The organism is Limobrevibacterium gyesilva (assembly GCF_025989185.1).
Lineage (GTDB): Bacteria > Pseudomonadota > Alphaproteobacteria > Acetobacterales > Acetobacteraceae > Limobrevibacterium > Limobrevibacterium gyesilva.
Genome location: NZ_JAPDNT010000001.1, coordinates 793634 through 817065, shown reverse-complemented (window position 1 = coordinate 817065; position 23432 = coordinate 793634). Strand labels below are relative to the sequence as shown.

Below are 23432 nucleotides of genomic sequence, written 5' to 3'. Positions count from 1 at the left end.
AGCCGCGCTGTATAGCCTGTACTGCCCGGCGGCTAAAGCACGGGCCCCCGGACGGCGCGGTTCAGTCGCGCTGTCCCTCGTCCAGGTACACATGCGGCCCCAGCCGGGTGCGCGCCAGGCGCTGGCGGTAGCCGGGACCGGCTGCCTCCCAGCTTTCGGGAGCGGGCGAATCGGCGGGCTCGGCGCCGTCGACGAACGCCTCGGCCAGCACCCTTCCGTCCATCGCGCCGCCGCCGCCAAGGCCGAGCAGCGCCAACGCGGTCGGCGCGATGTCGGTGAGGCCCGCCGGCCATTCCGACACCGCGCCGGCGCGAATCCTGCTGCCCGCCAGCATCAGTACGGTGTGCAGCTCGGCCGAGAGCAGGCCGCCATGCGTGCCGGCGCCCGGTGCGAGCGCACCGTCGAACAGGGTGATGCCGGGCAGGCCCATGGCAGAGGGCCCGGCGTTCGTGCGCAGCGTGTACAGCACATGCGCGGCGCGGCGATGGTCCGCGAGCAGGACGCTGCGCGGCAGCACCCCGGGCGGCAGCTCGGCGCCGTCGGCGGCGTAGATCGCGCCGCACCAATCCTGCCGGGTCAGCCATTCGGCCAACGCGGCGTTCCGCTCGGCGCCGCCGCCGGGAACGAAGATCCCGCCGCTGGAGCCCGCCAGCAGGGTGCAGTCCGCGAATGCCGGCAGGCCCGCCAGCGCGGCACCGACATCGGCATGGCCGGACACGGTGGCATGGCCATGGTCGGACGCGACCGCGATGTGCAGGCGGTCGCGGTGGGGACCGGCCTGCCAGGCGTCGAGGATGCGCCCGAACGCCGCATCCGCCGTCTGCAGCGCGGCAAGCTGCGCCGGCGAGCCGAGCCCGCCGTAGTGCCCGGTGGTGTCGGGCTCGCACAGCCACAGGATCGTGGCGGCGGGTGGGTCCGCCAGCAGCCGGGTGCGGAAGGCGTCGGCGATCCAGGCGGCGCGCGCGGCCGGTGCCGGCGGCGGCGGCGGCAGTCCCTCCAGCAATGCCCGGCCCGCCGCCGAGCAGGCCTGCGCCCCGTGCGCCGACAACGTGACCTGACCGAGAGCGTCCGCACGCGGGTTGAGCACGAAGGTCTGGCCGGTGGTGCCGCTGCTGAGGACGGCGCAGTCCCGCCCGCCCGCGGCCAGCAGCTCGGCCAGCATCGGCGCCGCCAGTACCGCCTCGCCGGTGTCCTGCTCCAGCGCCCGCAACGCCTGCATGTCCCCGGTGTCCACCGTCCGGGTGGGGTCGAGCGGATGCGCGATCCGGTTCGCCACCAGCCCGTGCCGCCGCGGCAGGCAGCCGGTGGCGACGGAGGCCGAGCACACCCGCGTCTCCGACGGGAACACCGAGCGCGCATGGGCGAAGCGCGTGCCCAGGGCGGCGAAGCGCAGCAGGTTCGGCGTGGTCTGCGGCCGCACCATGTCGGGGCGCAGCCCGTCGAAGACCACCAGCAGGAAGGATGTCATGGGGGTTCGGATGCCTCTCAACTGCGTACGGTGGGGTGCGTCCGATCGCAGCATAGCCGCCCCCGCCGCGCGCGGCGAACGGATAGCCGGGCCATGCGGCACGGCCGTTGCAAGCCGATGAAGCTTGCGTGACACCCACCGGCGGCGCGGTCGCCGAATCGTCGCCTGCCCCTTCCGGCCGCGCACGCGGCGCTGCTACTGTCGCGGCCGTGAGACAGTCCTTCGTCCATTTGCCGGCGCGGGGGAGGTGCCTGTGGCCGCAATGACCCTCCCGGGGCTGGCGTTGGGCGGGTTTGCGCTGTTCGTTGCTGCCCTGCTGCTGGTCGGCGCCGCCGCGGTCGCGCGGCCGCGCTTCGCCGCCCTGGGGGCGCTGCCGCTCTGCGCGGCCGGCGCCCTGCTGGCGCTGGCCTATCTGATCGGTGGCGCCCACCCTGCCGCGATCGCCGTGCCGATCGGGCCGCCGGGGGTTGCCATGACGCTGGCGATCGACGGGCTCTCCGGCTTCTTCCTGCTGCTGCTGCTGCTCGCCGGCGCCGCCGCGTCGGCCACGGCGCTCGATGACCATCAGGGCGAATACGCGGCCACCGCCCCGTTCTTCCCGGTGTTCCTGGGCGCCATGGCGCTGACCCTGCTGGCCGCCGACGCCTTCGCCCTGGTGATCGGGTTCGAGCTGATGTCGCTGGCCTCGTTCGCCCTGGTGCTGACCCATCACCGCGACGAAGCCGTGCGCACGGCGGCACTGCTCTATATCGGCATGGCCGCGATCGGGGCGGCGTGCCTGATCCCCGCGCTGGCCCTGATCGCGCAGGCCGCGCCCGACCTGCGTTTCGCCACGCTGCGCGCGCACCCGCCGGAGGGCTGGCGCGCGGTGGCGGTGCTGGCGCTGGTGCTGGTCGGCGCCGGGTCCAAGGCGGGCCTGGCGCCGCTGCATGTCTGGCTGCCGCCGGCGCATTCCGCGGCTCCCGGCCATGTGTCCGCGCTGATGTCGGGCGCCATGACCAAGGTGGCGCTGTACGTGCTGATTCGCGTGCTGTTCGACCTGTGCGGTCCCGCGCAGCCGATGTGGTGGGGCCTGCCGCTGGTCCTGCTGGGCGCGGCCGGCGCCGTGCTCGGCGGGCTGCGCGCCAACATGGAGGGCGACATCAAGGCGGTGCTCGCCTGCTCCACCGTCGAGAATATCGGCCTGATCGCCATCGGCCTCGGCCTTGCCCTGGCCGCCCGCGCCGTGGACCTGGGGCAGCTGGCGGCCCTGGCCATGGCCGGCGCGCTGCTGCACGCGATGGCGCATGGCATGTTCAAGCCGCTGCTGTTCCTGTGCGCCGGCGCCACCCAGCACGGGGCGGGCACGCGCCGGCTGGACCGGCTCGGCGGCCTGATCCACCGCATGCCCGTCACCACCGCCTGCGTGCTGGTGGGCGGCGCCTGCCTCGCCGGGCTGCCGCCGAGCTCGGGCTTCGCCGGCGAATGGACCTTGTTCCAGGCGGTGCTGGGCGCGCCGCGCATCGGCGGCATCTTCCTGCAGACGGTGATCAGCGTCACCGCGCTGCTGATGGCGCTTGCCGTTGCCCTGGCCGCCGCGGCCACGGTGCGGCTGATCGGGGTCGCGTTCCTCGGCCGTCCGCGCTCGCCCCGCGCCGCCGCTGCCGTGGAGGCGGGGTTGCCGGCCCGCGCCGGCATGATCGGGCTCGCCGCCGTCTCCGGCCTGATCGGGCTGTTCCCGGGCGCGGTGCTGGCCCTGGCCGGCCCGGCGCAGCATCTGCTGGTGGGGGCGGCGATGGAAGGGCGGGCCGGCGGCCTGGTGATCGCGCCGCAGGCCGATGCGCCCGGCTATGCCGCGCCGGCCATCGCCGCGCTGCTTGGCCTGTGCGGAGTGCTCGTGGCAATGGCGGTGCGCCGGTACGCGCTGGCGAACGGCGCCGCGGGCCATCGCCGCGGCCCGGCCTGGGATGGCGGCTTCGGTGCGGCGCCGGCCTGGCTGCCCTTCGGCGACCCGCTCACCCAGTACGGCGGCGCCAGCTTCGCCCAGCCGCTGCGCCGGTCGCTGGGGACCACCCTGCTGGCCGCGCGCGAGAGCGTGTTCATGCCGGAGCCCGGCGACACCCGTCCCGCCCGGCTGGAGGTGGCGCTGCATGACCCCGCCGACACCCATCTGTTCCAGCCCGCCGCCCGGGCGCGCGACGCCCTTTCGGGCCTCGCCGACCGCATGCAGTTCCTGACCATCCGGCGCACGCTGTCGTTGATGTTCATCGCGTTGGTCCTGTTCCTGGCGGTGGTGGCGGCGATGGAGCAGATGTGACCCTGCTCTTCGGCCTGATCACGCAACTGCTGCACGTGGCCCTGATGCTCGCGGCGGGCCCGGTGCTGATCGGCGCCATCCGGTTGCTGAAGGCCCGCCTGCTCGGCCGCACCGGCCCGCATGTGCTGCAGCCCTGGCGCGACCTGCTGCGCCTGTTCCGCAAGCAGCCGGTGCTGGCCGAGAACGCCTCCTGGCTGTTCCGCGCCGCACCCGCCGCCGCCTTCGCCGCCATCCTGGCCGCTGCCGCGCTGGTGCCGACCTTCGCGCTCGGCATGGCCGGCGGCCCGGTTGCCGACCTGCTGGTGATCGCCGGGCTGCTGACGCTGTCGCGCTGCATCCTCGCGCTGGCCGCCATGGATATCGGCACGGCTTTCGGCGGCATCGGCGCCAGCCGGGAGATGACCTTCTCCGCCTTCGCCGAGCCCGCCTTGCTGCTCGTCATCTTCACGCTGGCGCTGCTGGCCGGGACCACCAACCTCGACGTGATCGCCGACGCGCTGCGCGGGGGCACCTACGGGCTGCGCGTGTCGCTCGGGCTCGCGCTGATCGCCGCCGTCGCCATCGGCATCGCCGAGAACGGCCGCATTCCCGTCGACAACCCGGCCACGCATCTGGAGCTGACCATGGTGCACGAGGCCATGGTGCTGGAGTATTCGGGCCGCCATCTGGCGCTGATCGAATGGGGCGTGGGCCTGAAGCTGCTGGTGTGGATGTCGCTGATCACGACGATCTTCCTCCCGTTCGGCGCCGCGCCGGCCGGTGCCTCCCCGCTGCTGTGGCTGGCGGGGCTGGCCGCCTGGGCGGCAAAGGTCGGCGTGCTGGCCGCGGCACTGGCGACGTTCGAGACCGTGATCGCCAAGATGCGCGTCTTCCGGGTACCGGAATTCCTCGGCATCGCGCTGCTGCTGGGGCTGCTGGCGGCGGTGTTCCTGTTCGTCAGCCAGGGTCTTGCATGACGGGGGAATGCGCCTGATGGAGCCGCGGATCACTTACGGCGCGTTCGCCTATGACGTCGCGCATCTGCTCGGCGGCGGCGTGCTCGCCTTGTCCTTCGTGCTGCTGTACCAGCGCCGCGTCACCGCCGTCATCAACACCTACGCGATGCAGGCCGTGGTGCTGGCGATGGCGGCCGCCTGGCAGGGCCTGGTGCAGGGCGCCCCGCATCTCTACGTGACCGCGCTGATCGCGCTGGCCGCCAAGGGCATCGCCATCCCGCTGGCGCTGCACCGCATCGTCCGCCGCCTGGACATCCACCGCTCGGTGGAGACCGCACTCGGCATCTTCCCCTCGATGGCGCTGGGCGTGGCCCTCGTGGCCCTGTCCATCCTGGTGGTGCTGCCGACCACCATGGAGTCCCAGGCACTCACCCGCGAGGACCTGGCGCTGGCGCTGTCGGTGGTGCTGCTGGGCCTGCTGATGATGATTACGCGGCGCACCGCGCTGACCCAGGTGGTCGGCTTCATGTCGCTGGAGAACGGGCTGATCCTGGCGGCCGTCGGCGTGGCCGGCATGCCGCTGGTGGTGGAGCTGTCGGTGGCGGTGCTGGTGATGATCGCCTTCATCGTCTTCGGCGTGTTCTTCTTCCGCATCCGCGAACGCTTCGACAGCCTGGACGTGAGCCATCTCGATCGCGTCGGGGGCGCGCACCGGTGATCCTGGAGCTGCTCTCGCCGGCGGGCATGGTGGTGCTGGCGCCGTTGCTGGCGGCGGCGGTCCTGGCCGCCGTGCCGCGGCGCGACATCGCCGCATGGATCAACATCGCCGCCGCCGCCGCCGCCGCCTTCGCGCTGGCCTGCCGCCTGCCCTGGGAGATGGGCGCCGGCACGCTGCTGCTGGTCGATCCGCTGGCGGCCCACATGGCCATCCTGACCAGTTTCGTCGGCATGACCACCGCCTGGTTCAGCCGCGACTACGTCGCCGTGGAGGAAGCCGCGGGACGCCTCGATGCCCGGGGGCTGCGCCAGTACCACGCTTTGTTCCAGGCTTTCCTCGGGTTCATGCTGCTGGCCCTGCTGTCGAACAATCTCGGCGTCACCTGGGTCGCGATCGAGGCCGCGACCATCGCCGCGGTGCTGGTGGTGGGCCTGCCGCGCACCGAGGAGGCCGTGGAGGCGGCGTGGAAGTTCTTCATCCTCTGCGGCGTCGGCATCGCGCTCGCGCTGTTCGGCACCATCGTCCTGTATCTCGCGGCACTGCCGGCGCTGGGGCCGGGCCTGCCGGCGATGAGCTGGAGCGCGCTTGCCCCCGCCGCCGCGCAATGCCGCGGCACCCTGCTGAACCTCGCCTTCGTCTTTTTGCTGCTGGGGTACGGCACCAAAGCGGGGCTGGCGCCGCTGCATGCCTGGATGCCCGATGCCCATGCCGAAGGGCCCACGCCGGTTTCGGCGGTGCTGTCGGGCTCGATCCTGAACGTCGCCCTGTTCGTGATCCTGCGCCTGCGCTCGCTGCTGGCCGAGAACGCGGACGCCATCGCGCCGGGGCCACCGATCATGGTGCTGGGCCTGCTGTCGGTGCTGCTGGCCGCGTTCAGCCTGTGGCGCCGGCGCGACGTGAAGCGCTTCTTCGCGTTTTCCACCATCGAGCAATCCGGCGTCGCCGCGTTCGCCTTCGGCCTGGGCGGCGCCAGTGCGATCTTCGCGGGGCTGCTGCACCTGACGCTGCATACGCTCACCAAGGCCGCGATCTTCCAGTGCGTCGGCCGCGCCTGCCAGCTCAAGGGCGGGCAGAAATTCGTCGACATCGGCGGCCTGATCGCCAGCCACAGGCTGCTTGGCCTGACGCTTGCCGCCGGCATCGTCGCGGTGGCGGGCCTGCCGCCGTTCGGCCTGTTCACCAGCGAGTTCCTGGTGGTGGTCGAGACGGTGCGGCGGCTGCCGGTCCTGATCGTCCCGCTGGGCATCGGGCTGGTCGTGGGCGCCTGGGCGCTGGCCGCGCGACTGATCGCGCTGTGCCTCGGCCCGCCCACGCCCGACCGCGGCCCGGCGCCGTCCGCCGCCGCGCTGGCGCCGGCCTGGCTGCATCTGGCCGTGGTGCTGGTGCTCGGCCTGATGATGCCCGCCTCGATCGTCGCCTGGTTCGCCGCCATCGCGGGGGCGGTGCGGTGAGCGCGTCGGCCATCATCCGCGGCGCGGCCACCGCGCCCTGCCACCCCTGGCCGCGCCACCTGCTGCCGGCGGACGCCTGGGCCGGGATGGTGGAGGCGCTCGCCGACGAGCCCAGCCTCGCTTTGCTGGCATTCTGGGCGGACACGGTGCAGGTGCACGCGCTGTTCCACGACGAAGCCGACAGCCGCTTCCTGCTCGCCTCCACCCAGGTGGCCGGCGGCGCCTATCCCGCGCTGTCGCCGCATCGCCCCGCCGCCGCCTGGTTCGAGCGCATGATCCACGACCTGTGGGGCCACGCCGCCGCCGGCGGGTGCGACGGGCGGCCGTGGCTGGACCATGGCAACTGGGGCGTCGTCGCGCCCCTCTCGCCCCGGCCCATGCCCACCGCCGGGGCGGCCGAGCCACCGGAGTTCCTTCCGGTCGAAGCCGAAGACTTCCATCAGGTCCCGGTCGGCCCGGTGCATGCCGGCATCATCGAGGCTGGCCATTTCCGCTTCTCCGCCCAGGGCGAAACGGTGGTGCGGCTGGAGATCCGGCTCGGCTACCTGCACAAGGGCACGCTGGGCCTGATGCGCGGCAAGTCGCCCCGCGCGGCCGCGCGCTTCGCCGCCCGCCTGTCCGGCGATTCCACCGTCGCGCACGCCATCGCCTTCGCCCGCGCCGCTGAGGCCGCCGCCGCCACCGAGGCGCCGCTCCGGGCCCAGGCCCTGCGCGCGGTGATGGCGGAGATGGAGCGCATCGCCAACCATCTCGGCGATTGCGGCGGCATCGCCAATGACGCCGCCTTCGCCTTCCTGCCGGCCCGTTTCGGCTGGCACCGCGAGGCCATGCTGCGCGCCGCCGCCGCCGCCTTCGGCCACCGGCTGATGATGGACTGCGTCGTCCCGGGCGGCATCGCCGGCGACATCGCGCCGACGGGGGCCGCGGGCATCCTGCGCGCGCTGGCCATGCTGGAGGCCGAGTTGCCGAGCTTGCTGCGCGTCTACGAGGACTATTCCAGCCTGGTCGACCGCGTGGTCGGCACCGGCATCGTCGCCCCCGAACTTGCCGCCCGCTTCGCCGCCGGCGGGTATGTCGGCCGCGCCGCAGGGCGTGCGTTCGATGTGCGCAAGGCGCCCGGCTACGCCCCCTACGACACGCTCGACTTCCGCATCCCCGTGCTGGCCGAGGGCGACGTGGACGCCCGTATCCGCATCCGCACCGCCGAAATTCGCGAAAGCATCCTGCTGCTGCGCCGCCTGCTCGGCGCCCTGCCCGACAGTGCCGTCTCGGTTCAGTTGCCGATGACGTCCGGCGAAGGCATCGGCTGGGCCGAGGGCTTTCGCGGCGACATCTGGCACTGGCTGCGGCTGGACGGGGGGCAGATCGCCAGCGTGTTCATGCGCGATCCCAGTTGGCTGCAATGGCCGCTGCTGGAAAGCGCCGTCCGCGACAACATCGTCGCCGATTTCCCGCTGTGCAACAAATCGTTCAACTGCTCCTATTCCGGGGTCGATCTGTAATGGTGTGGCGCCAAATCCTCTCCAGCCTGCGCCACGGTCCCGCGACGCTGCCGGTCGGGCCGGTGGATGAAACCACCACGCACCTGCTCGCCGAACGCCTGCACGCCGCATCCCAGCAGCGCCTGGGCCGCAGCCTGTCCATCCGCCAGATCGACAGCGGCAGCTGCAACGGCTGCGAGCTGGAGATCCAGATGCTCAACAGCATCGTCTACGACCTCGAACGCTTCGGCCTGCGCTTCGTCGCCAGCCCCCGCCACGCCGACGTGCTGCTGGTGACCGGCCCCGTCACCCGCAACATGCACGACGCCCTGGTGCGCACCTGGAACGCCGCCCCCGATCCGAAATGGGTCGTCGCGGTCGGCGACTGCGCCATCGACGGCGGCGTGTTCAAAGGCAGCTATGCCATCACGGGCGGCATCGACAGCGCCGTTCCCGTGGACCTCACCATCCGCGGCTGCCCGCCGACCCCGGCCCAGCTTCTCGACGGCCTGCGCAGCCTGCTCGAAGCGCACGCGCAGGCGTGAAGGCAGGGGGTGCCCGCCACTGGGCGTGCGCCAGCCGCACCTGACGCGAGCTGCCGAGCTGCCGTTCCACCCGCCCCTGCACCAGCATCAGCGCGGAGACGATGACGAGGTAGTAGACCAGCGCCACGGCATAGAATTCCGTGTAGCGGAAACTGGCGTTGCTGGCCCGCGTGGTCACCGCCAGCAGTTCCTGCAGCGAGATCACCGAGGCCAGCGACGTGGTCTTCAGCAAGGTGATGAACTCGTTGACCGTCGGGGGCAGGGCCACGCGCAGCGCCTGCGGCAGCACCACCAGCCAGAACGCCTTGGGCCGCGACAGGCCAAGCGCAGCGGCGGCGTCGCGTTGGCCGGCGTCGACCGAGAGCAGCGAGGCGCGGCTGATCTCCGCCTGGTAGGCCGTCTCGTTCAGGCTCAGCGCCAGCCAGGCCGCGAGGAAGGGCGAGAACCAGGCCTGCCGGAAGATGGGGAAGAGTTGCGGCAGGGCGTTCCAGACGAACAGCAGCAGCAGCAGCACCGGGGCGCCGCGAAACAGCCACACATAGAACGTCACGAAGCCGCGGGTGGGGCGCGACCGCGCCCCACCCATCACCGCCAGCCCCAGGCCGAGCGAGATGCCGACCGCGTGCGAGACGATGGTCAAGGCCAGCGTGACCAGCGCCCCCTCGAAGAACGCCCGGGAGAACAGGGCGTCGAGGAACAGTGACGTGTCGAACGGCATCCCGCCTGTCCCTGCGCCGACCCGGCCGCAGGCCGCTTACGGGTTGGTTACCGGTGCGGTGGCGTCCGATTCCGGCATGTGCCACTTCGCCGCCAGCTGCTTGACCGTGCCGTCCGCCCGCAAGGCGGCGATGTCCGCCTGCACCAGCTTCACGTCGGCGTCGCTCTTGGCGAAGTAGACGCCGAACTGGTCGGTGGCCGGATAGACATAGGCGACCTCGAACTGCCCCGGCTGCGCCACGGCGCGATAGGCCGCCTCGGTGTCCTGGGTGATCGCCGCCGCGGCGCGGCCGGTGGTCAGCTGCTGGATCGCGTCCGCCCCGCCGGGATAGCTCTGGATGGTGATCGGCGCCATGCCCTTGGCCGCCAGCTCGTCGCTGAGCGCGTGCGCGCGCTTCTCGTACTGCGTGCCGGCCTGCACCGACAATGTCTTGCCGGACAGGTCCTCGGGCTTGCTGATCCCCTTGGCGCCGGCCGGCGCCATCAGCACCATGGACGAAACCAGATAGGGTACGCCGGCGAAGTTCTTCAGCCGCTCGGGGGTGAGGAAGGTGCCGCTGACGACGAAATCGCAGCGCTGCGCCTGCACGCCGGGCAGCAGGCCGGTGAAGTCCATGGTGATGATGCGCAGCTGGGCGCCCCACCGCTTGGCGAGTGCGCGGGCGAGGTCGATGTCGAAGCCGACCGGCTCCTTGTCGCCGGCGTGCTCGAAGAACTCCATGGGCGCGTAGGTCGGGTCGGTGCAAAGCGTGACCGAGCCGCTCTTCACGAACGAGGGCGACGCGGCCTGCGCGGTGCCGAGCGACACGGTCAGCGCGAGCGCGAGCCCGAGCGCGGCGGCGAGCGTGAGCCGGGGTGCAGCGGTCATTCGGATCCCTCCAGGTTCGAAAATGATACGTTCCGCAATGTTGCACCGATCATGCCCCTGCCCGCCAGTGGCTTGTCGGGGAGAGGCGGGCGGATCGGCTGGCGGCGCCGTTCGGCTTTCCAGCCTTTACGGTGCGACCGAGAACGGGATCATCCCCTCGGACATCTCTTTGTCGGCCATCGATCTCACCGCCCAATGAAGCGTGTAATCACCCGGCTCCGGAGCCGGTGCCGATGCGAACAGCACGTTCGGCGCGCTGTCGAGGAGCGGGTGCAGGACTTTGACCACATGGCCGTCGCGCAGGATTTCCAGCTGCGACCGTACATGGTCGACCGGTCCGTCAAAATAGACGATGTATTGCACGTTTCGCCCATGCATGACGGCCCCGGCGGCCGGCATGGAGGTCACCACGTGCATCGGGCGGCCCCAGGCGCTTGCGGACAATGTCAGCAGGACAAGGGCCACGAGCGAGGCTCGAACCCGAAGCATCGACCAAAATCCTGCCGTTCGTGCCCGCATCGTCATCGCCCCACTGCGGCTCAAGATCATTGCTACCCGGCGCCACTCTTCACCACCCGGCCGCCTGACGCATCATGTCCATCGGCCTGCGAAACCGGGCGCGGGGTCTGAGCATGGCCGCCGGCATTGCGGCATTATAGCTGGTTCGACCTGACGAAGACGATGTTCGACAGTTTGTGGATGTTGGCGACGGGGTCGCGCGCGTCCAGCTTGTACCACCCCTGGGGCAGCAGCATGTGGGGCGTGTAGCCGGGCAGCAGGGACGCGAGGGTCCAGAGAGAGTCCCGGGTGAACAGGTGGTGCCAGTTGTATTCGACCTGGATGAAGGCGGGCCTGAGGGTCCGTATCGCCGTCGCCGCGCCGTGCAGGACGTTGCGCTCGAAGCCCTCGGTGTCGATCTTGATGAAGTCCAGGCGGTCGAGTTCCTGCTCGATGACGATCTGGTCGATGGTCTTCAACGCCACTTCGATCCGGTTGTCGTTCCTGACATAGGGAACGGCGCTGATTTCGTCGGACAGGCTGGCCAGGACGGAGTCAGCAGCGGCGCTGCCATAGCGGAGCGTGGCCGTGCCGCTGCGGTCGCCGACGGCGCAGTTGAGCAGCGTCACACGGTCGGCACGATCCCGGCAGGCCGCCTCCAACAGGCTGAAGACGGTGGGCTGCGGCTCGGCGGAAATGACCCGGGCCTCGGTCCGGTCGAGCAGCAGGCGGGTGTACCAGCCCTGGTTGGCGCCGATATCCATGCAGACGCGCGGCTTCGCGGCGGCAAGCACATGCGCCACGAACCAGGCCTCGCCGCTCAGGGCGGTCGGGTTGTTGAAGCCCTTGCCGTGCAAGGCGAGCTTGATGATCCCGTCGTTGAGCCATTGCAGGCGCGGACGGGCGAACAGGAAAGTGTAGAGGCTTCGGATGCCGCTCCTGATCATGTGCGCCTGCGCATTCAGCGTGGTCATGTCGTTTTGCCCGAAGAATGGTCGGCCTGTCCAGCGGTGCGGGCCACTCGACGGCGCGCGCGCATTGCCGCAGGCTGCGGCGGCGGCGCAGCGGCCCGCCACGAGACCGCGTGTCGCGCGGTTCGCGGGGGGATGCAGATGACGCACGACATCAGCCTGGTCATTCGCGGCGGCACCGTCATCGACGGCACCGGCGCCGCCCCGGTGCAAGCCGACGTGGCGGTGGCCGGCGGGCGCATCGTTGCGGTGGGCGAGGTTACGGCGCGCGGGGCGGAGGAGATCGACGCGCGCGGGCTGCTCGTCACGCCGGGATTCGTGGACATCCACACGCATTACGACGGGCAGGCGATGTGGGATTCCCACCTGGCGCCGTCGTCCTGGCATGGCGTCACCACGGCGGTGATGGGCAATTGCGGCGTCGGCTTCGCGCCGGTGAAGATCGAGGACCGCGACCGGCTGATCGAGTTGATGGAGGGCGTGGAGGACATTCCGGCGCCGGCCCTGCACGAGGGCCTGGACTGGCAGTGGGAGAGCTTCGCCGGCTATCTCGACGCGCTGGAGCGCCGGCCGCGCGACATCGACATCTGCGCGCAACTGCCGCACGCCGCACTGCGCGTCTATGTGATGGGTGAGCGCGCCACGCGGCTGGAGCCGGCGGATGCGCAGGACATCGTGCAGATGCGCGGGCTGGCCGAGGCGGCGATGCGCGCCGGCGGCTTCGGTTTCACGACGTCGCGCACCATCAGCCACCGCACGCTGAAGGGCGACCCTACGCCCAGCCTGCGCGCCGCCGAGGACGAGCTGACCGGCATTGCGCTCGGGCTGCGGGATGCCTGCAGCGGCATGCTGGAGCTGGTATCGGACTGGAACACGCCGGATGCCGCGAGCGAGTTCGCGATGGTGCGCCGCATCGTGGAAGCGAGCGGCCGGCCGCTGGTGTTCTCATTGAACCAGCGGCACGACCGGACCGAGGTCTGGCGCGAATTGCTGACGCTGAGCGACGAGGCGGCGGCCGAGGGGCTGCCGATCCGGCCGGTGTTCCCGCCGCGGCCGATCGGCATCCTGCTGGGGTTGCAGGGCAGCCAGAATCCGTTCTCGGGCACACCGGGCTACAAGGTGATCGCGCATCTGCCGCTCGCGGCACGCGTCGCCGCCATGCGCGATCCGGCCTTCCGCCGCCGCGTGCTGAGCGAGGACCCGGTCGCCGGCAGCAATTTCCCGCTGCTGGCGCGGCTGGGATATGCGCGGATGTTCCCGTTCGGCGACCCGCCGGACTACGAGCCGCCGGAAAGCGGTTCGATTGCCGCCATCGCCGCGCGCGAGGGCCGCAGCGCCGCCGAAGTGGCCTATGACATGCTGCTGGCCGATGACGGCCAGGGCTTCATTTTCGCAGCACTGGTGAACTATGCCGACTACACGCTCGAACCCTGCCGGGAGATGCTGAGCCACCCCAACGCCATCGTCGGGCTGGGCGACGGCGGGGCGCATGTCGGGTTCATCTCCGACGCCAGCTTCCCCACCTATCTGCTGACCCACTGGGGCCGGGACCGGGCCAGCGGCCGCTTCCCGCTGCCCGAGCTGATCCGCCGCCAGACTTCCGACACCGCGCGCGCCGTGGGGCTGCACGACCGCGGGGTGATCGCGCCCGGGCTGAAAGCGGATCTGAACATCCTCGATTTCGGCCGGCTGGCGTTGGAACGCCCGACCATGCATTTCGACCTGCCGGCAGGCGGGCGACGCCTGCTGCAACGCGCGCGCGGCTACGTGGCGACCATCATGTCCGGCGCAGTCACCTATCGCGACGGCACGGCGACCGGCGCCTTGCCGGGCCGGCTGGTGCGGGGGCCGCAGGCCGCAGCCTGAAACCGCAGACGGATCAGGCCGCCTGGGCGAATTCCGGGCCGGGCGGCGCGGCGCCGCCAAGGCGCGCGGCCAGGCGGCGGCGGCGGTGTTGCAGCAACTGCCACGCCAACCGCGCCGACATGTCGGACAGGCGGCCGTGCGGCTGCAGGCCGATCGCCTTGAAGACCATGCCCATCCCGCGCTCGATATGGCGGAAGCGGTAGACCGTCATGGCGCCGCCCATGTACGCGGCGACGCAGCTTGCATGGTCGTAGGGGGCGCCGGCGGGGTTGTTGCCGCAGTGATAGGCGAAGGCGAGCTCGTCGTCCTCGCTTTCGGTGATGCGGCCGGCGGCGATACGCAGGCGCTGCAGGAAGCCGATGTTCTCGCGCCCGAGATAGCGGCGCATGTGGTCATAGAACAGCTTGAAATGGCGATATTCGTCGGCCGCGATCAGGCGGCAGACCTGCTGCAGCACCGGCTCCCCGGTCGCTTCGGCCAGCGCCGTGTAGTAGCTGGAGGTCCCGGTCTCGACCATGCAGCGGGCGATCAACTCGCCGGTGCGCGACCCACGAATGGAAGCCTCGGCATCGAGCGGCAGCTTGTAGCCGTCGCGATAGCGCTGGAAGGCCGCCGCGAAGTCCCAGGACGGGTCCGCCAGCATGGCCCATTTGCCGAGGGCGTCACCGTGCTGGACTTCTTCCAAAGCCCAGTGGTCCGCAGCCTGGCAAAAATCCGGGTCGTCGTGGAACACCTTGTTCAGGTAGACGGCGTAGTCCGTGCCGTTCCGCTCGACCATGGCGGCCGCCTTGACGAGCGGCACAACCCCCACATCGATCTTCGTGCGATCGAACCGGTCCCACGAAACCTCGTCGATCCGCCAGTGCTTCATTGCCGACACGCCCCGCACGTAATAGCTGCGTGTCGGCAAGCTACGCCACTTGTCATGCAAGTGCCAAATCGCAGGGCAAGGCACGGATTTGCCGCGGTATCGCGGATTTCCGGCACGCCGCGCGACATCGGCCGGCCAGTCACGATCAAGTGATGCGGCCCGGGCGGGGCTCAGTGGTCCGCCCAGGCCGGCGGATCACGCGGCCTGCGCCGCCTCGATCATTGCGCGGGCCGACTGCACGCGATCCATGGCCGCGTCCAGCGCCGCCACGTCCAGCTTGTTGATGGCGGCGTACTCGGCCTCCGCGGCGGCCAGCCGCCGCTGGCCCTCGGCACGCGACACCGCTTCGACCGGGGTCGCCTCGTTGGCCAGCACGGTGACGCGCTCCGGGGTGACTTCGGCGAAGCCGCCGGACACGAACAGCTGGTCGGTCACCCGGTTGCCTTCATACAGCCGGATCGTGCCGCCACGCAGCAGCACGATCATGGGGGAGTGCCCGGGCAGCACCCCCAATTCGCCCTCGGAAGCGGGCACGACAACCATGTCCACCGGCCGCGACAGCAGCAGCTTCTCCGGGCTCACGATCTCCAGGTCGACCGGCATCGTCGCGCTCCTTTCCGCAGCCTCAGGCCGCGGCCTTCATGGATTCGGCCTTCTTCACGGCCTCTTCGATCGTGCCGACCATGTAGAACGCCGCTTCCGGCAGATGGTCGTATTCGCCGCTGCAGATCGCCTTGAAGCTGCGAACCGTGTCGGCGATGGTCACGAACACGCCCGGGAAGCCGGTGAACACCTCGGCCACGTGGAAGGGCTGCGACAGGAAGCGCTGGATCTTGCGGGCGCGGGCCACCACCAGCTTGTCCTCTTCCGACAGCTCGTCCATGCCCAGAATGGCGATGATGTCCTGCAGCGACTTGTAGGTCTGCAGGATCCTCTGCACTTCGCGGGCGACCAGGTAGTGCTCCTCGCCGACGATGCGCGGGTCAAGCGAGCGCGAGGTCGAGTCCAGCGGGTCCACGGCCGGGTAGATGCCCAGCTCGGCGATCTGACGCGACAGCACGGTGGTGGCATCCAGATGGGCGAACGAGGTCGCGGGCGCCGGGTCGGTCAGGTCGTCGGCGGGCACGTAGATGGCCTGCACCGAGGTGATCGAGCCCTTCTTGGTGGAGGTGATGCGTTCCTGCAGCGCGCCCATGTCGGTGGCCAGCGTCGGCTGATAGCCCACGGCAGACGGGATGCGGCCCAGCAGCGCCGACACCTCGGCACCCGCCTGGGTGAAGCGGAAGATGTTGTCCACGAAGAACAGCACGTCCTGGCCTTCCTCGTCGCGGAAGTATTCCGCAAGCGACAGGCCGGACAGCGCCACGCGGGCACGCGCACCCGGCGGCTCGTTCATCTGGCCATAGACCAGCGCCACCTTGGAGCCTTCGGTCGAGCCGTTCTCGCCCAGCTTGATGACGCCGGCGTCGATCATCTCGTGATACAGGTCGTTGCCTTCGCGGGTGCGCTCACCCACGCCGGCGAACACCGACACGCCGCCATGCGCCTTGGCGATGTTGTTGATCAGCTCCTGGATGAGCACGGTCTTGCCCACGCCGGCGCCGCCGAACAGGCCGACCTTGCCGCCCTTCAGGTACGGAGCCAGCAGATCCACCACCTTGATGCCCGTGACCAGCACCTCGGCCGAGGTTGCCTGGTCCTCGAAGGACGGGGCCTCGCGGTGGATGGGGTAGCGCATCTTCGTGTTGACCGGGCCGCGCTCGTCGATCGGCTCGCCGATCACGTTCAGGATGCGGCCCAGCGTCTCCGGACCGACGGGAACGCTGATCGGCGCGCCGGTGTCCACCACTTCCTGGCCGCGCACCAGGCCGTCGGTGGCGTCCATGGCGATGCAGCGCACGGTCTTCTCGCCCAGTTCCTGGGCCACTTCCAGTACCAGATTCTGCTCGTTCAGCCGGGTCGTCAGCGCGTTCTGGATGAACGGAAGCTCGCCCTCGAACTGCACGTCGACGACGGCGCCCATGACCTGCGTCACCCGCCCGACAATGTTGCTGGCCATCGTTAGACTCCTGTGTCTCTGTCAGTCGACGATCAAACGGCTTCGGCGCCGGAGATGATCTCGATGAGTTCCCTGGTGATGTTGGCCTGGCGCGCACGGTTGTACGTCTGCGACAGGCGCTTGATCATGTCCCCGGCATTGCGGGTCGCGTTGTCCATCGCGGTCATGCGCGCGCCATGCTCGCCGGCCGCACTCTCCAGCAACGCGCGATAGACCTGGATGGCCAGGTTCTGCGGCAGCAGCCGGGCCAGCATCGTCTCTTCGTCCGGCTCGAACTCGTAGATGGCCTTGGCACCGGACCCGGCTTCCTGCTTCGCCTCCGGCAGCGGCGCCGGGATCAGCCGCATCTCGGTCGGGACCTGCGAGATCACCGACTGGAAGCGGTTGTAGATCACGGTGCAGACATCGAATTCGCCGGCATCGAGCATGGTCACGATCCGGTGCGCCACATCCTGCGCATCCGCGAAGCCGATGCTCTTGCGCCCGGCATAGCTGATGTCGCTGACGATCCGGCTGGCCAGCTCGCGCTTGAGGAAGTCGCGTCCCTTGCGGCCGACCGGCAGGATCTTGACGGTCTTGCCTTCGAGCTCGAGCTGGCGCGCGAGGCTGCGGGTCATGCGGCCGACATTGCTGTTGAAGGCGCCGGCGAGGCCGCGATCCGCGGTCACGGGGACCAGCAGGTGAACCTTGTCGGCCCCCGTTCCCACCAGCAGCTTCGGCGCGGTCGGGCTGCCGATCACGCTGGCGCCGAGGGAGGCGAGCATCCGTTCCATGCGCTGGGCATAGGGCCGCGCCGCCTCGGCCTGCGTCTGCGCACGCCGCAGCTTCGACGCCGCCACCATCTTCATGGCGCTGGTGATCTTCTGCGTCGACTTCACGCTGTTGATGCGGACGCGCAGACTCTTCAGGCTGGGCATTACAAAGTCACCTTAGGCCGTGGCGTGCCTTTCGAGGATCAGACGAAGCTCTTGGCGAAGCCGTCGAGGAAGGCAACCAGCTTCTTCTCGGTCTCCGGCTTGATCTCGCGGTCGTTGCGGATGGCCTCCAGAAGGCCCGGCTCGCGCGACTTCAGGTCGACCAGAAGCTGCGATTCGAAGCGGCCGATCTTGCCGACATCGATGCTGTCCAGATAGCCGCGGACGCCGGCGAAGATCGCCACCACCTGCTCCTCCACCGGAACCGGGCGGAACTGCGGCTGCTTCAGCAGCTCGGTCAGGCGCGCGCCACGGGCCAACAGCTGCTGGGTGGAAGCGTCGAGATCCGAGGCGAACTGCGCGAACGCCGCCATTTCGCGATACTGCGCCAGCTCGAGCTTGATGCGCCCGGCCACCTGCTTCATCGCCTTGACCTGTGCGGCCGAGCCCACGCGCGACACCGAGATGCCGACGTTCACCGCCGGACGGATGCCCTTGAAGAACAGCTCCGTCTCCAGGAAGATCTGGCCGTCGGTGATCGAGATGACGTTGGTGGGAATATAGGCCGACACGTCGCCGGCCTGCGTCTCGATCACCGGAAGCGCCGTCAGGCTGCCCGCGCCCTTGGCGTCGGACATCTTCGCCGCACGCTCCAGCAGGCGCGAATGCAGGTAGAACACGTCGCCCGGATACGCCTCGCGGCCCGGCGGGCGGCGCAGCAGCAGCGACATCTGGCGATAGGCGACGGCCTGCTTGGACAGGTCGTCGTAGAAGATCACCGCGTGGGCGCCGCTGTCGCGGAAGAACTCGCCCATGGTGCAGCCGGTATACGGGGCCAGGAACTGCATCGGCGCCGGGTCGGACGCGGTGGCGGCGACCACGATGGAGTATTCCATCGCGCCGTTCTCTTCCAGCGTGCGCACCAGCTGCGCCACCGTCGAGCGCTTCTGGCCGATCGCGACGTAGATGCAATAGAGCTTCTTGCTCTCGTCGCCGCTGGCGTTGATGCCCTTCTGGTTGATGATCGTGTCGATGATCACCGCGGTCTTGCCGGTCTGGCGGTCGCCGATGATCAGCTCGCGCTGACCGCGGCCGATCGGGATCAGGGCGTCGATCGCCTTGATGCCGGTCTGCATCGGCTCATGCACGGACTTGCGGGGAATGATGCCCGGCGCCTTCACTTCCACACGGGCGCGGCCGGCGACGATCGGGCCCTTGCCGTCGATCGGGTTGCCCAGGCCATCGACCACGCGGCCCAGCAGGCCGCGGCCCACCGGCACGTCCACGATGGTGCCGGTGCGGCTGACGGTGTCGCCCTCACGGATCTGGCGGTCGTCGCCGAAGATCACGACACCGACATTGTCGGTCTCGAGGTTCAGCGCCATGCCCTTCAGCCCGGCGGAGGGGAACTCGACGAGCTCGCCGGCCATCACGTTCTGCAGGCCGAAGATGCGGGCGATGCCGTCACCCACGCTCAGCACCTGGCCGGTCTCGGCAACGTTGGCCTCGGTATCGAAAGAAGCGATCTGCTTCTTCAGAATCTCCGAGATCTCGGCGGGGCGGATCTCCATATCAGGCAGCTCCCTTCATGGCGTACTGCAGTCGCTGCAGCCGGGACTTAAGGCTGGTGTCATACAAACGGGCGCCGATCTTCACGACCAGTCCACCCAGAAGGGCCGGATCGACCCGCTTCACGATATTCACGTTGCCATACCCCGCCTCGATCAGGCGGGCGCGCAACTGCTGCTCCTGCACGCCGGACAGGGGGTAGGCGCTCTCGACATGCACCACGACCACGCCACGCTTCTCGGCGACCAGGGCGGAAAAAGTGCCGACAATCGTGCGCAGCGCCCGCATGCGGCGGTTGGACACCACCACGCCGACGAAATCCTGCACGATCTTGTTGAAGCCATGCTCGGTCAGGACCGACCGGATCGCCTTCTGCGCGGTGCTCACGTCAATCAGCGGGCTTTCCAGCAGCCGGCTCAGGAACGGGCTCTCGTCGATCATGCGGCCGAGCGTATCCATCTGCTCGACAACCTGGTCCAGCGCGTGCGCCTCGTCCGCATGCGCGTACAGCGCCGCGGCATACCGCCCGGCCAGACCGCCACCCAAGGAGATTGTGCTGCCGTCAGACGCCAACGGTGCGGTTCCATTTTCCAGGGCCGTGCAATACGCACAGCCAATGACCCTCGCCAGCCCCACAGCCGGCGCGGCGCGTCTAGCATGCGACCCTGTGGCACGCAACACGTTGCCGCGGAACGAACGTGGTTCGCGATGGGTTCGTGCGGGGAAAGGACGGGAAAGGCGGGGGCCCCTGCCCCGAAACCCGGTCGTGCCCCCGGTACGCGCGCCGCAACGCCGTTCCCCGGCGCGGAAGGGGCGCCCGGTAGACGGCCATGCCAGCAGGCTTCCCGGGCCGGGCGGCCAACCGTGCTATGCTGCTTATTCTGTTACGGAGTTCCGATTGTTGCCCGAACACGCCCCCCGCTCTGCGTTCACAGCCGGCAGCCCCGCCGCCCGGTGCGCCCGATGATGGACGCGCTGACACCACCCCCCTGCGGATTGCAGCTGGCCACGCCGGACAGCGTGAGCGCCGCCGCTGTCGCCGCGGCCGACCGCGCCTCGCGCACCTGGACCGCGGACGACGTGAGTGGGCCGGTGCCGCTCGGCAGCGACCTGCACCGGCGGACCGCCTGCCGCATGTTCCGTGAGACCTTCAATCCGTACAAGCCGTCGATCATCGATTGGCCGAAGCTGTCGCCCGAAGCGCGCGACCGGCTCGTGAACCTGCCGATCTGGGACATTGCGGTGCAGACGGAAGGCAAGGCGCGCCTGCGGATGCTCTCCTACGCACGCAGCCTCGCCGATCCGGACTGGCGTGACGCGATCGAGCTGAACGGGTGGGAGGAGGGACGGCACAAGGTGGTCCTGTCCAACCTCGTGCAGGCCTACGGCATCACGCTCGAGCCCGAGCCCGCGTATGTCACGCCGCGCGACAGCGAATGGGCGTATCTGGTCACCGGCTTCAGCGAATGCGTGGACAGTTTCTTCGCCTTCGGCCTGTTCGAGCTGGCCAAGCGCTCCGCCTTCTTCCCGCCCGAGCTCGTCGACACGTTCGAGCCCGTGATCCAGGAGGAATGCCGCCACATCCTGCTGTTCGCCAACTGGCTGGCGTGGCACCGGCGCAGGATGGCCTGGTGGAAGCGGCCGTGGTTCGAGCTGCGCGTCGCCGCCGTCTGGGTGTTCCTGGGCTGGGAACGGATCGGCCTCGCGCGCGGCATGGACGAGGGCGGCAAGAAGGGCAGCGCGCAGGACAACAATTTCACCGTCACCGGCAGCAAGGCGGTCAGCGACGCCGACATCAGCGTCCCCGAGCTGATGCGCATCTGCCTGGCCGAGAACGACCGCCGGTTCGCGGGTTACGACCGCCGGCTGCGCCGGCCAACCACGATGCCGGCCCTGGTGCGCTTCGCCCTGACTTTCATGCGCCGACGCGCGCGCGGCTGATCAAAGGAAGCTCACCGGATCGACGTCCACGTCCACGCGCACCGTGCTGCGCGTGGGCACCGCCGCCAGCCAGGCGCGCAACAGGGGCTGCACGGCGATGTCGCGGCGGGTCTTCAGCAACAGGCGGCGGCGATGGCGGCCGCGCAGGATGGCCAGCGGGGCCGGGGCCGGGCCGAGAACGGTGATGCCGTCGCCATGCGGGGCGGCGCGGCCGAGGTCGCGGGCGGCGATGTCGGCGGCGTCGGCGCTGTCGGCGGAGACGATCAGGGCGGCGAGGCGGCCATAGGGTGGCCAGTTGCCGGGGCGGCGCTGGGCCGCCTCGCGCGCCATGAAGGTCTCCAGGTCGCCGTGCAGCAGGGCCTGCATCACCGGGTGTTCGGGGCTGAAGGTCTGCAGCAGCACGCGGCCCGGCGCCTCGGCGCGGCCGGCGCGGCCGGAGACCTGGTGCAGCAGTTGTACGGTGCGCTCGGCCGCCCGCAGGTCGCCGCCGGCGAGGCCCAGGTCGGCATCGACCACGCCGACCAGGGTGAGATGCGGGAAGTGCCAGCCCTTGGCGACGATCTGGGTGCCGATGATGAGGTCCACCTCGCGATCCTCGATGGCGCGGGCGGCCTCGGCGGCGGCGTTGGGCCCGGGCAGGGTGTCGCTGGCCATGACCAGCAGGCGGGCCTGGGGAAAGGTGGCCTGCGCCTCTTCGGTGATGCGCTCCACGCCGGGGCCGACCGGGGTGAGGCTGTGCTCGGCGCCGCAGGCCGGGCAGGCGACGGGGATGGGAATGCTGTGGCCGCAATGGTGGCACTGCAGCTGGCGGCGGGCGCGGTGCTCCACCAGCCAGGCGGTGCAGTTCGGGCACTGCATGCGGTGGCCGCAGGTGCGGCACAGGGTCAGCGGGGCGTAGCCGCGGCGGTTGAGGAACAGCATGGCCTGCTCGCCGCGCGCCAGGGTGGCGTTGATCTGCTCGACCAAAGGCGGGGCGAGGAAATGGCCGCGCTCCGGGGGCGTGTCGCGCAGGTCGATCAGCGCGATCTCGGGCAGGCTGGCGCCGCCGTGGCGGTCGGGCAAATGCAGTCGGCGGTAGCGGCCGGCTTCGACATTGGCGACCGTCTCCAGGCTGGGGGTGGCGGAGACCAGCACGGCCGGGGCCTCGCACAGGCGGGCGCGCACGATGGCCATGTCGCGGGCGTGGTAGACGACGCCGTCCTCCTGCTTGAACGCGGTCTCGTGCTCCTCGTCGATCACCACCAGGCCCAGGTCGGGGAACGGCAGGAACAGCGCGGAGCGGGCGCCGACGACGACCGGTGCCTGCCCGGCGGCGACGGCGCGCCAGGTGGTGCGGCGCACGCGCGAGGTCAGATCGGAGTGCCAGATCGCCGGCGCGACGCCGAAGCGGCGCTGGAAGCGGGACAGCCATTGCGAGGACAGCGCGATCTCCGGCAGCAGCACCAGCGCCTGCCGTCCCTGGCGCAGGCATTCGGCCACTGCTTCCAGATACACCTCGGTCTTGCCGGAGCCGGTGACGCCGTCGAGCAGCGTGACCGAGAATTCGCGGGCGGCGGCGGCCTCGCGCAGGGCGGCGGCGGCGGCCTGCTGATCGGGCGACAGGACGGGGCCGGGGTGGTCGGGATCGGGCCGGGCGAAGGGTGGCTCGACCGGCAGGGGGGCGGGCAGCAGCAGGCCGGCATCGGCCATGGCGCGGATGACGGCGGCGGAAACCCCGGCGGCCTGCATCAGCTCGGGGCTGCCGCGCGGCTGGCGTTCGGCCAGGGCGGCGAGGACACGTTTGCGGGGTTCGGTCAGACGGTTTTCCGGCAGCGGGTCGGCCAGGCACCAGCCGACGGGCGGGGCGTCGGGGCGAAGCGCGTTGATGCGCAACGCCATGTTCAGGACGTCACCCGGAGGGGCGAGGGTGTAGTTCGCCACCCAGTCCACCAGGCGGCGGATGTCCTCGCGCATGGGGGGTGCGTCGAGGATGGCGGCGATAGGCTTCAGGCGGTTGTCGCCCACGGCGTGGTCGGGCGGGCCGTCCCACACCACGCCGACCTCCTCGCGCCGGTTCAGCGGCACCAGCACGACGTCGCCGGGCCGCGGGTCGAGGTCGCGGGGCACGCGATAGTCGAAGGGACCGGGGAACGGATAAGGCAGCAACACGGGCACGCGGCGGCCGCCTTGGGGCGCCATCGGCAGATCGGATTGTTCCCTGTGCTTTCGGTTCGGCCCGGCCATCCTGTATGGTCTGCCCGAAGTCCCGTCCGGGCGACAGGCCC

The 23432-nt window shown here is 70.4% G+C and carries 20 protein-coding genes; 8 read left to right on the top strand and 12 right to left on the bottom strand.

The window, feature by feature from the left end; all coding sequences use genetic code 11:
• Nucleotides 1-61 precede the first annotated feature (61 nt).
• Complete coding sequence (locus OL599_RS03965) at nt 62-1468, bottom strand: alkaline phosphatase family protein (RefSeq protein ID WP_264712292.1); 1407 nt, start codon at nt 1466-1468, stop codon at nt 62-64.
• A 262-nt stretch (nt 1469-1730) separates the two neighbouring features.
• Between OL599_RS03965 and OL599_RS03960 the strand changes: the two genes are divergently transcribed.
• Genes OL599_RS03960 through OL599_RS03935 form a run of 6 tightly spaced genes read left to right on the top strand, consistent with a single transcriptional unit; the run spans nt 1731 to nt 8894 of the window.
• The gene (locus tag OL599_RS03960; RefSeq protein ID WP_264712291.1) at nt 1731-3764 is read left to right on the top strand and encodes a proton-conducting transporter transmembrane domain-containing protein; all 2034 of its coding nucleotides are present in this window, start codon (nt 1731-1733) and stop codon (nt 3762-3764) included.
• A complete protein-coding gene (locus OL599_RS03955; RefSeq protein ID WP_347403181.1) occupies nt 3761-4720 on the top strand; it encodes a respiratory chain complex I subunit 1 family protein in 960 nt (319 codons plus the stop codon). The genes OL599_RS03960 and OL599_RS03955 overlap by 4 nt, the downstream gene beginning before the upstream one ends.
• A gap of 7 nt (nt 4721-4727) precedes the next feature.
• Nucleotides 4728-5417 carry a hydrogenase-4 component E gene (locus tag OL599_RS03950; RefSeq protein ID WP_264712290.1) on the top strand — a complete coding sequence of 230 codons (690 nt, stop codon included), beginning with the start codon at nt 4728-4730 and terminating at the stop codon, nt 5415-5417.
• Entirely contained in the window at nt 5414-6868 is a 1455-nt protein-coding gene (locus tag OL599_RS03945) for a hydrogenase 4 subunit F (RefSeq protein ID WP_264712289.1), read from the top strand. Before OL599_RS03950 ends, OL599_RS03945 begins: the two co-directional genes overlap by 4 nt.
• Complete coding sequence (locus tag OL599_RS25995; protein ID WP_264712288.1) at nt 6865-8370, top strand: hydrogenase large subunit; 1506 nt, start codon at nt 6865-6867, stop codon at nt 8368-8370. Before OL599_RS03945 ends, OL599_RS25995 begins: the two co-directional genes overlap by 4 nt.
• Entirely contained in the window at nt 8370-8894 is a 525-nt protein-coding gene (locus tag OL599_RS03935; RefSeq protein WP_264712287.1) for an NADH-quinone oxidoreductase subunit B family protein, read from the top strand. The genes OL599_RS25995 and OL599_RS03935 overlap by 1 nt, the downstream gene beginning before the upstream one ends.
• Here the strand turns inward: OL599_RS03935 and OL599_RS03930 are convergent.
• The 4 genes from OL599_RS03930 to OL599_RS03915 all read right to left on the bottom strand — a co-directional run bounded on the left by OL599_RS03930 (nt 8812) and on the right by OL599_RS03915 (nt 11951).
• A complete protein-coding gene (locus tag OL599_RS03930) occupies nt 8812-9612 on the bottom strand; it encodes an amino acid ABC transporter permease (RefSeq protein WP_264712286.1) in 801 nt (266 codons plus the stop codon). The two genes, OL599_RS03935 and OL599_RS03930, sit on opposite strands and share 83 nt — an antisense overlap.
• Before the next feature lie 36 nt (nt 9613-9648).
• Complete coding sequence (locus OL599_RS03925; RefSeq protein WP_264712285.1) at nt 9649-10479, bottom strand: ABC transporter substrate-binding protein; 831 nt, start codon at nt 10477-10479, stop codon at nt 9649-9651.
• Between the two features lie 126 nt (nt 10480-10605).
• Nucleotides 10606-10968, bottom strand: a complete 363-nt coding sequence (locus OL599_RS03920; protein ID WP_264712284.1) for a copper resistance CopC family protein — start codon at nt 10966-10968, stop codon at nt 10606-10608.
• Nucleotides 10969-11132: 164 nt separating this feature from the next.
• Nucleotides 11133-11951, bottom strand: coding sequence for an FkbM family methyltransferase (locus OL599_RS03915; protein ID WP_264712283.1), 819 nt, complete (start codon nt 11949-11951; stop codon nt 11133-11135).
• Nucleotides 11952-12089: 138 nt separating this feature from the next.
• Between OL599_RS03915 and OL599_RS03910 the strand changes: the two genes are divergently transcribed.
• Entirely contained in the window at nt 12090-13814 is a 1725-nt protein-coding gene (locus OL599_RS03910; RefSeq protein ID WP_264712282.1) for an N-acyl-D-amino-acid deacylase family protein, read from the top strand.
• Between the two features lie 13 nt (nt 13815-13827).
• Here the strand turns inward: OL599_RS03910 and OL599_RS03905 are convergent, their stop codons facing one another.
• The 6 genes from OL599_RS03905 to atpH form a co-directional block, all read right to left on the bottom strand.
• A complete protein-coding gene (locus OL599_RS03905) occupies nt 13828-14685 on the bottom strand; it encodes a ferritin-like domain-containing protein (protein ID WP_264712339.1) in 858 nt (285 codons plus the stop codon).
• Nucleotides 14686-14880: 195 nt separating this feature from the next.
• Complete coding sequence (gene atpC, locus OL599_RS03900) at nt 14881-15288, bottom strand: ATP synthase F1 subunit epsilon (RefSeq protein WP_264712281.1); 408 nt, start codon at nt 15286-15288, stop codon at nt 14881-14883.
• Between the two features lie 22 nt (nt 15289-15310).
• Complete coding sequence (atpD, locus tag OL599_RS03895; protein ID WP_264712280.1) at nt 15311-16744, bottom strand: F0F1 ATP synthase subunit beta; 1434 nt, start codon at nt 16742-16744, stop codon at nt 15311-15313.
• A 32-nt stretch (nt 16745-16776) separates the two neighbouring features.
• A complete protein-coding gene (locus tag OL599_RS03890) occupies nt 16777-17661 on the bottom strand; it encodes a F0F1 ATP synthase subunit gamma (protein ID WP_264712279.1) in 885 nt (294 codons plus the stop codon).
• Nucleotides 17662-17699: 38 nt separating this feature from the next.
• Nucleotides 17700-19229: a F0F1 ATP synthase subunit alpha gene (gene atpA / locus OL599_RS03885; protein WP_264712278.1), complete on the bottom strand. Its 1530-nt coding sequence runs from the start codon at nt 19227-19229 to the stop codon at nt 17700-17702.
• A gap of 1 nt (nt 19230) precedes the next feature.
• The gene (gene atpH, locus OL599_RS03880; protein WP_347403185.1) at nt 19231-19779 is read right to left on the bottom strand and encodes an ATP synthase F1 subunit delta; all 549 of its coding nucleotides are present in this window, start codon (nt 19777-19779) and stop codon (nt 19231-19233) included.
• Nucleotides 19780-20190: 411 nt separating this feature from the next.
• Between atpH and OL599_RS03875 the strand changes: the two genes are divergently transcribed.
• Nucleotides 20191-21168 (top strand): ferritin-like domain-containing protein, encoded by a 978-nt coding sequence (locus tag OL599_RS03875; RefSeq protein ID WP_408886908.1) that lies wholly within the window; start codon nt 20191-20193, stop codon nt 21166-21168.
• Here the strand turns inward: OL599_RS03875 and OL599_RS03870 are convergent, their stop codons facing one another.
• Complete coding sequence (locus tag OL599_RS03870; protein WP_408886907.1) at nt 21169-23391, bottom strand: primosomal protein N'; 2223 nt, start codon at nt 23389-23391, stop codon at nt 21169-21171.
• Nucleotides 23392-23432: the final 41 nt, after the last annotated feature.

Excerpts from the sequence above, each read along its gene's own strand:
- OL599_RS03965 (WP_264712292.1), bottom strand. The coding sequence starts at position 1,468 with ATGACATCCTTCCTGCTGGTGGTCTTCGACGGGCTGCGCCCCGACATG.
- OL599_RS03960 (WP_264712291.1), top strand. The coding sequence starts at position 1,731 with ATGACCCTCCCGGGGCTGGCGTTGGGCGGGTTTGCGCTGTTCGTTGCT.
- OL599_RS03950 (WP_264712290.1), top strand. The coding sequence starts at position 4,728 with ATGCGCCTGATGGAGCCGCGGATCACTTACGGCGCGTTCGCCTATGAC.
- OL599_RS03935 (WP_264712287.1), top strand. The coding sequence starts at position 8,370 with ATGGTGTGGCGCCAAATCCTCTCCAGCCTGCGCCACGGTCCCGCGACG.
- OL599_RS03930 (WP_264712286.1), bottom strand. The coding sequence starts at position 9,612 with ATGCCGTTCGACACGTCACTGTTCCTCGACGCCCTGTTCTCCCGGGCG.
- OL599_RS03925 (WP_264712285.1), bottom strand. The coding sequence starts at position 10,479 with ATGACCGCTGCACCCCGGCTCACGCTCGCCGCCGCGCTCGGGCTCGCG.
- OL599_RS03920 (WP_264712284.1), bottom strand. The coding sequence starts at position 10,968 with ATGCTTCGGGTTCGAGCCTCGCTCGTGGCCCTTGTCCTGCTGACATTG.
- OL599_RS03915 (WP_264712283.1), bottom strand. The coding sequence starts at position 11,951 with ATGACCACGCTGAATGCGCAGGCGCACATGATCAGGAGCGGCATCCGA.
- OL599_RS03910 (WP_264712282.1), top strand. The coding sequence starts at position 12,090 with ATGACGCACGACATCAGCCTGGTCATTCGCGGCGGCACCGTCATCGAC.
- OL599_RS03905 (WP_264712339.1), bottom strand. The coding sequence starts at position 14,685 with ATGAAGCACTGGCGGATCGACGAGGTTTCGTGGGACCGGTTCGATCGC.
- atpC (WP_264712281.1), bottom strand. The coding sequence starts at position 15,288 with ATGCCGGTCGACCTGGAGATCGTGAGCCCGGAGAAGCTGCTGCTGTCG.
- atpD (WP_264712280.1), bottom strand. The coding sequence starts at position 16,744 with ATGGCCAGCAACATTGTCGGGCGGGTGACGCAGGTCATGGGCGCCGTC.
- OL599_RS03890 (WP_264712279.1), bottom strand. The coding sequence starts at position 17,661 with ATGCCCAGCCTGAAGAGTCTGCGCGTCCGCATCAACAGCGTGAAGTCG.
- atpA (WP_264712278.1), bottom strand. The coding sequence starts at position 19,229 with ATGGAGATCCGCCCCGCCGAGATCTCGGAGATTCTGAAGAAGCAGATC.
- OL599_RS03875 (WP_408886908.1), top strand. The coding sequence starts at position 20,191 with ATGATGGACGCGCTGACACCACCCCCCTGCGGATTGCAGCTGGCCACG.
- OL599_RS03870 (WP_408886907.1), bottom strand. The coding sequence starts at position 23,391 with ATGGCCGGGCCGAACCGAAAGCACAGGGAACAATCCGATCTGCCGATG.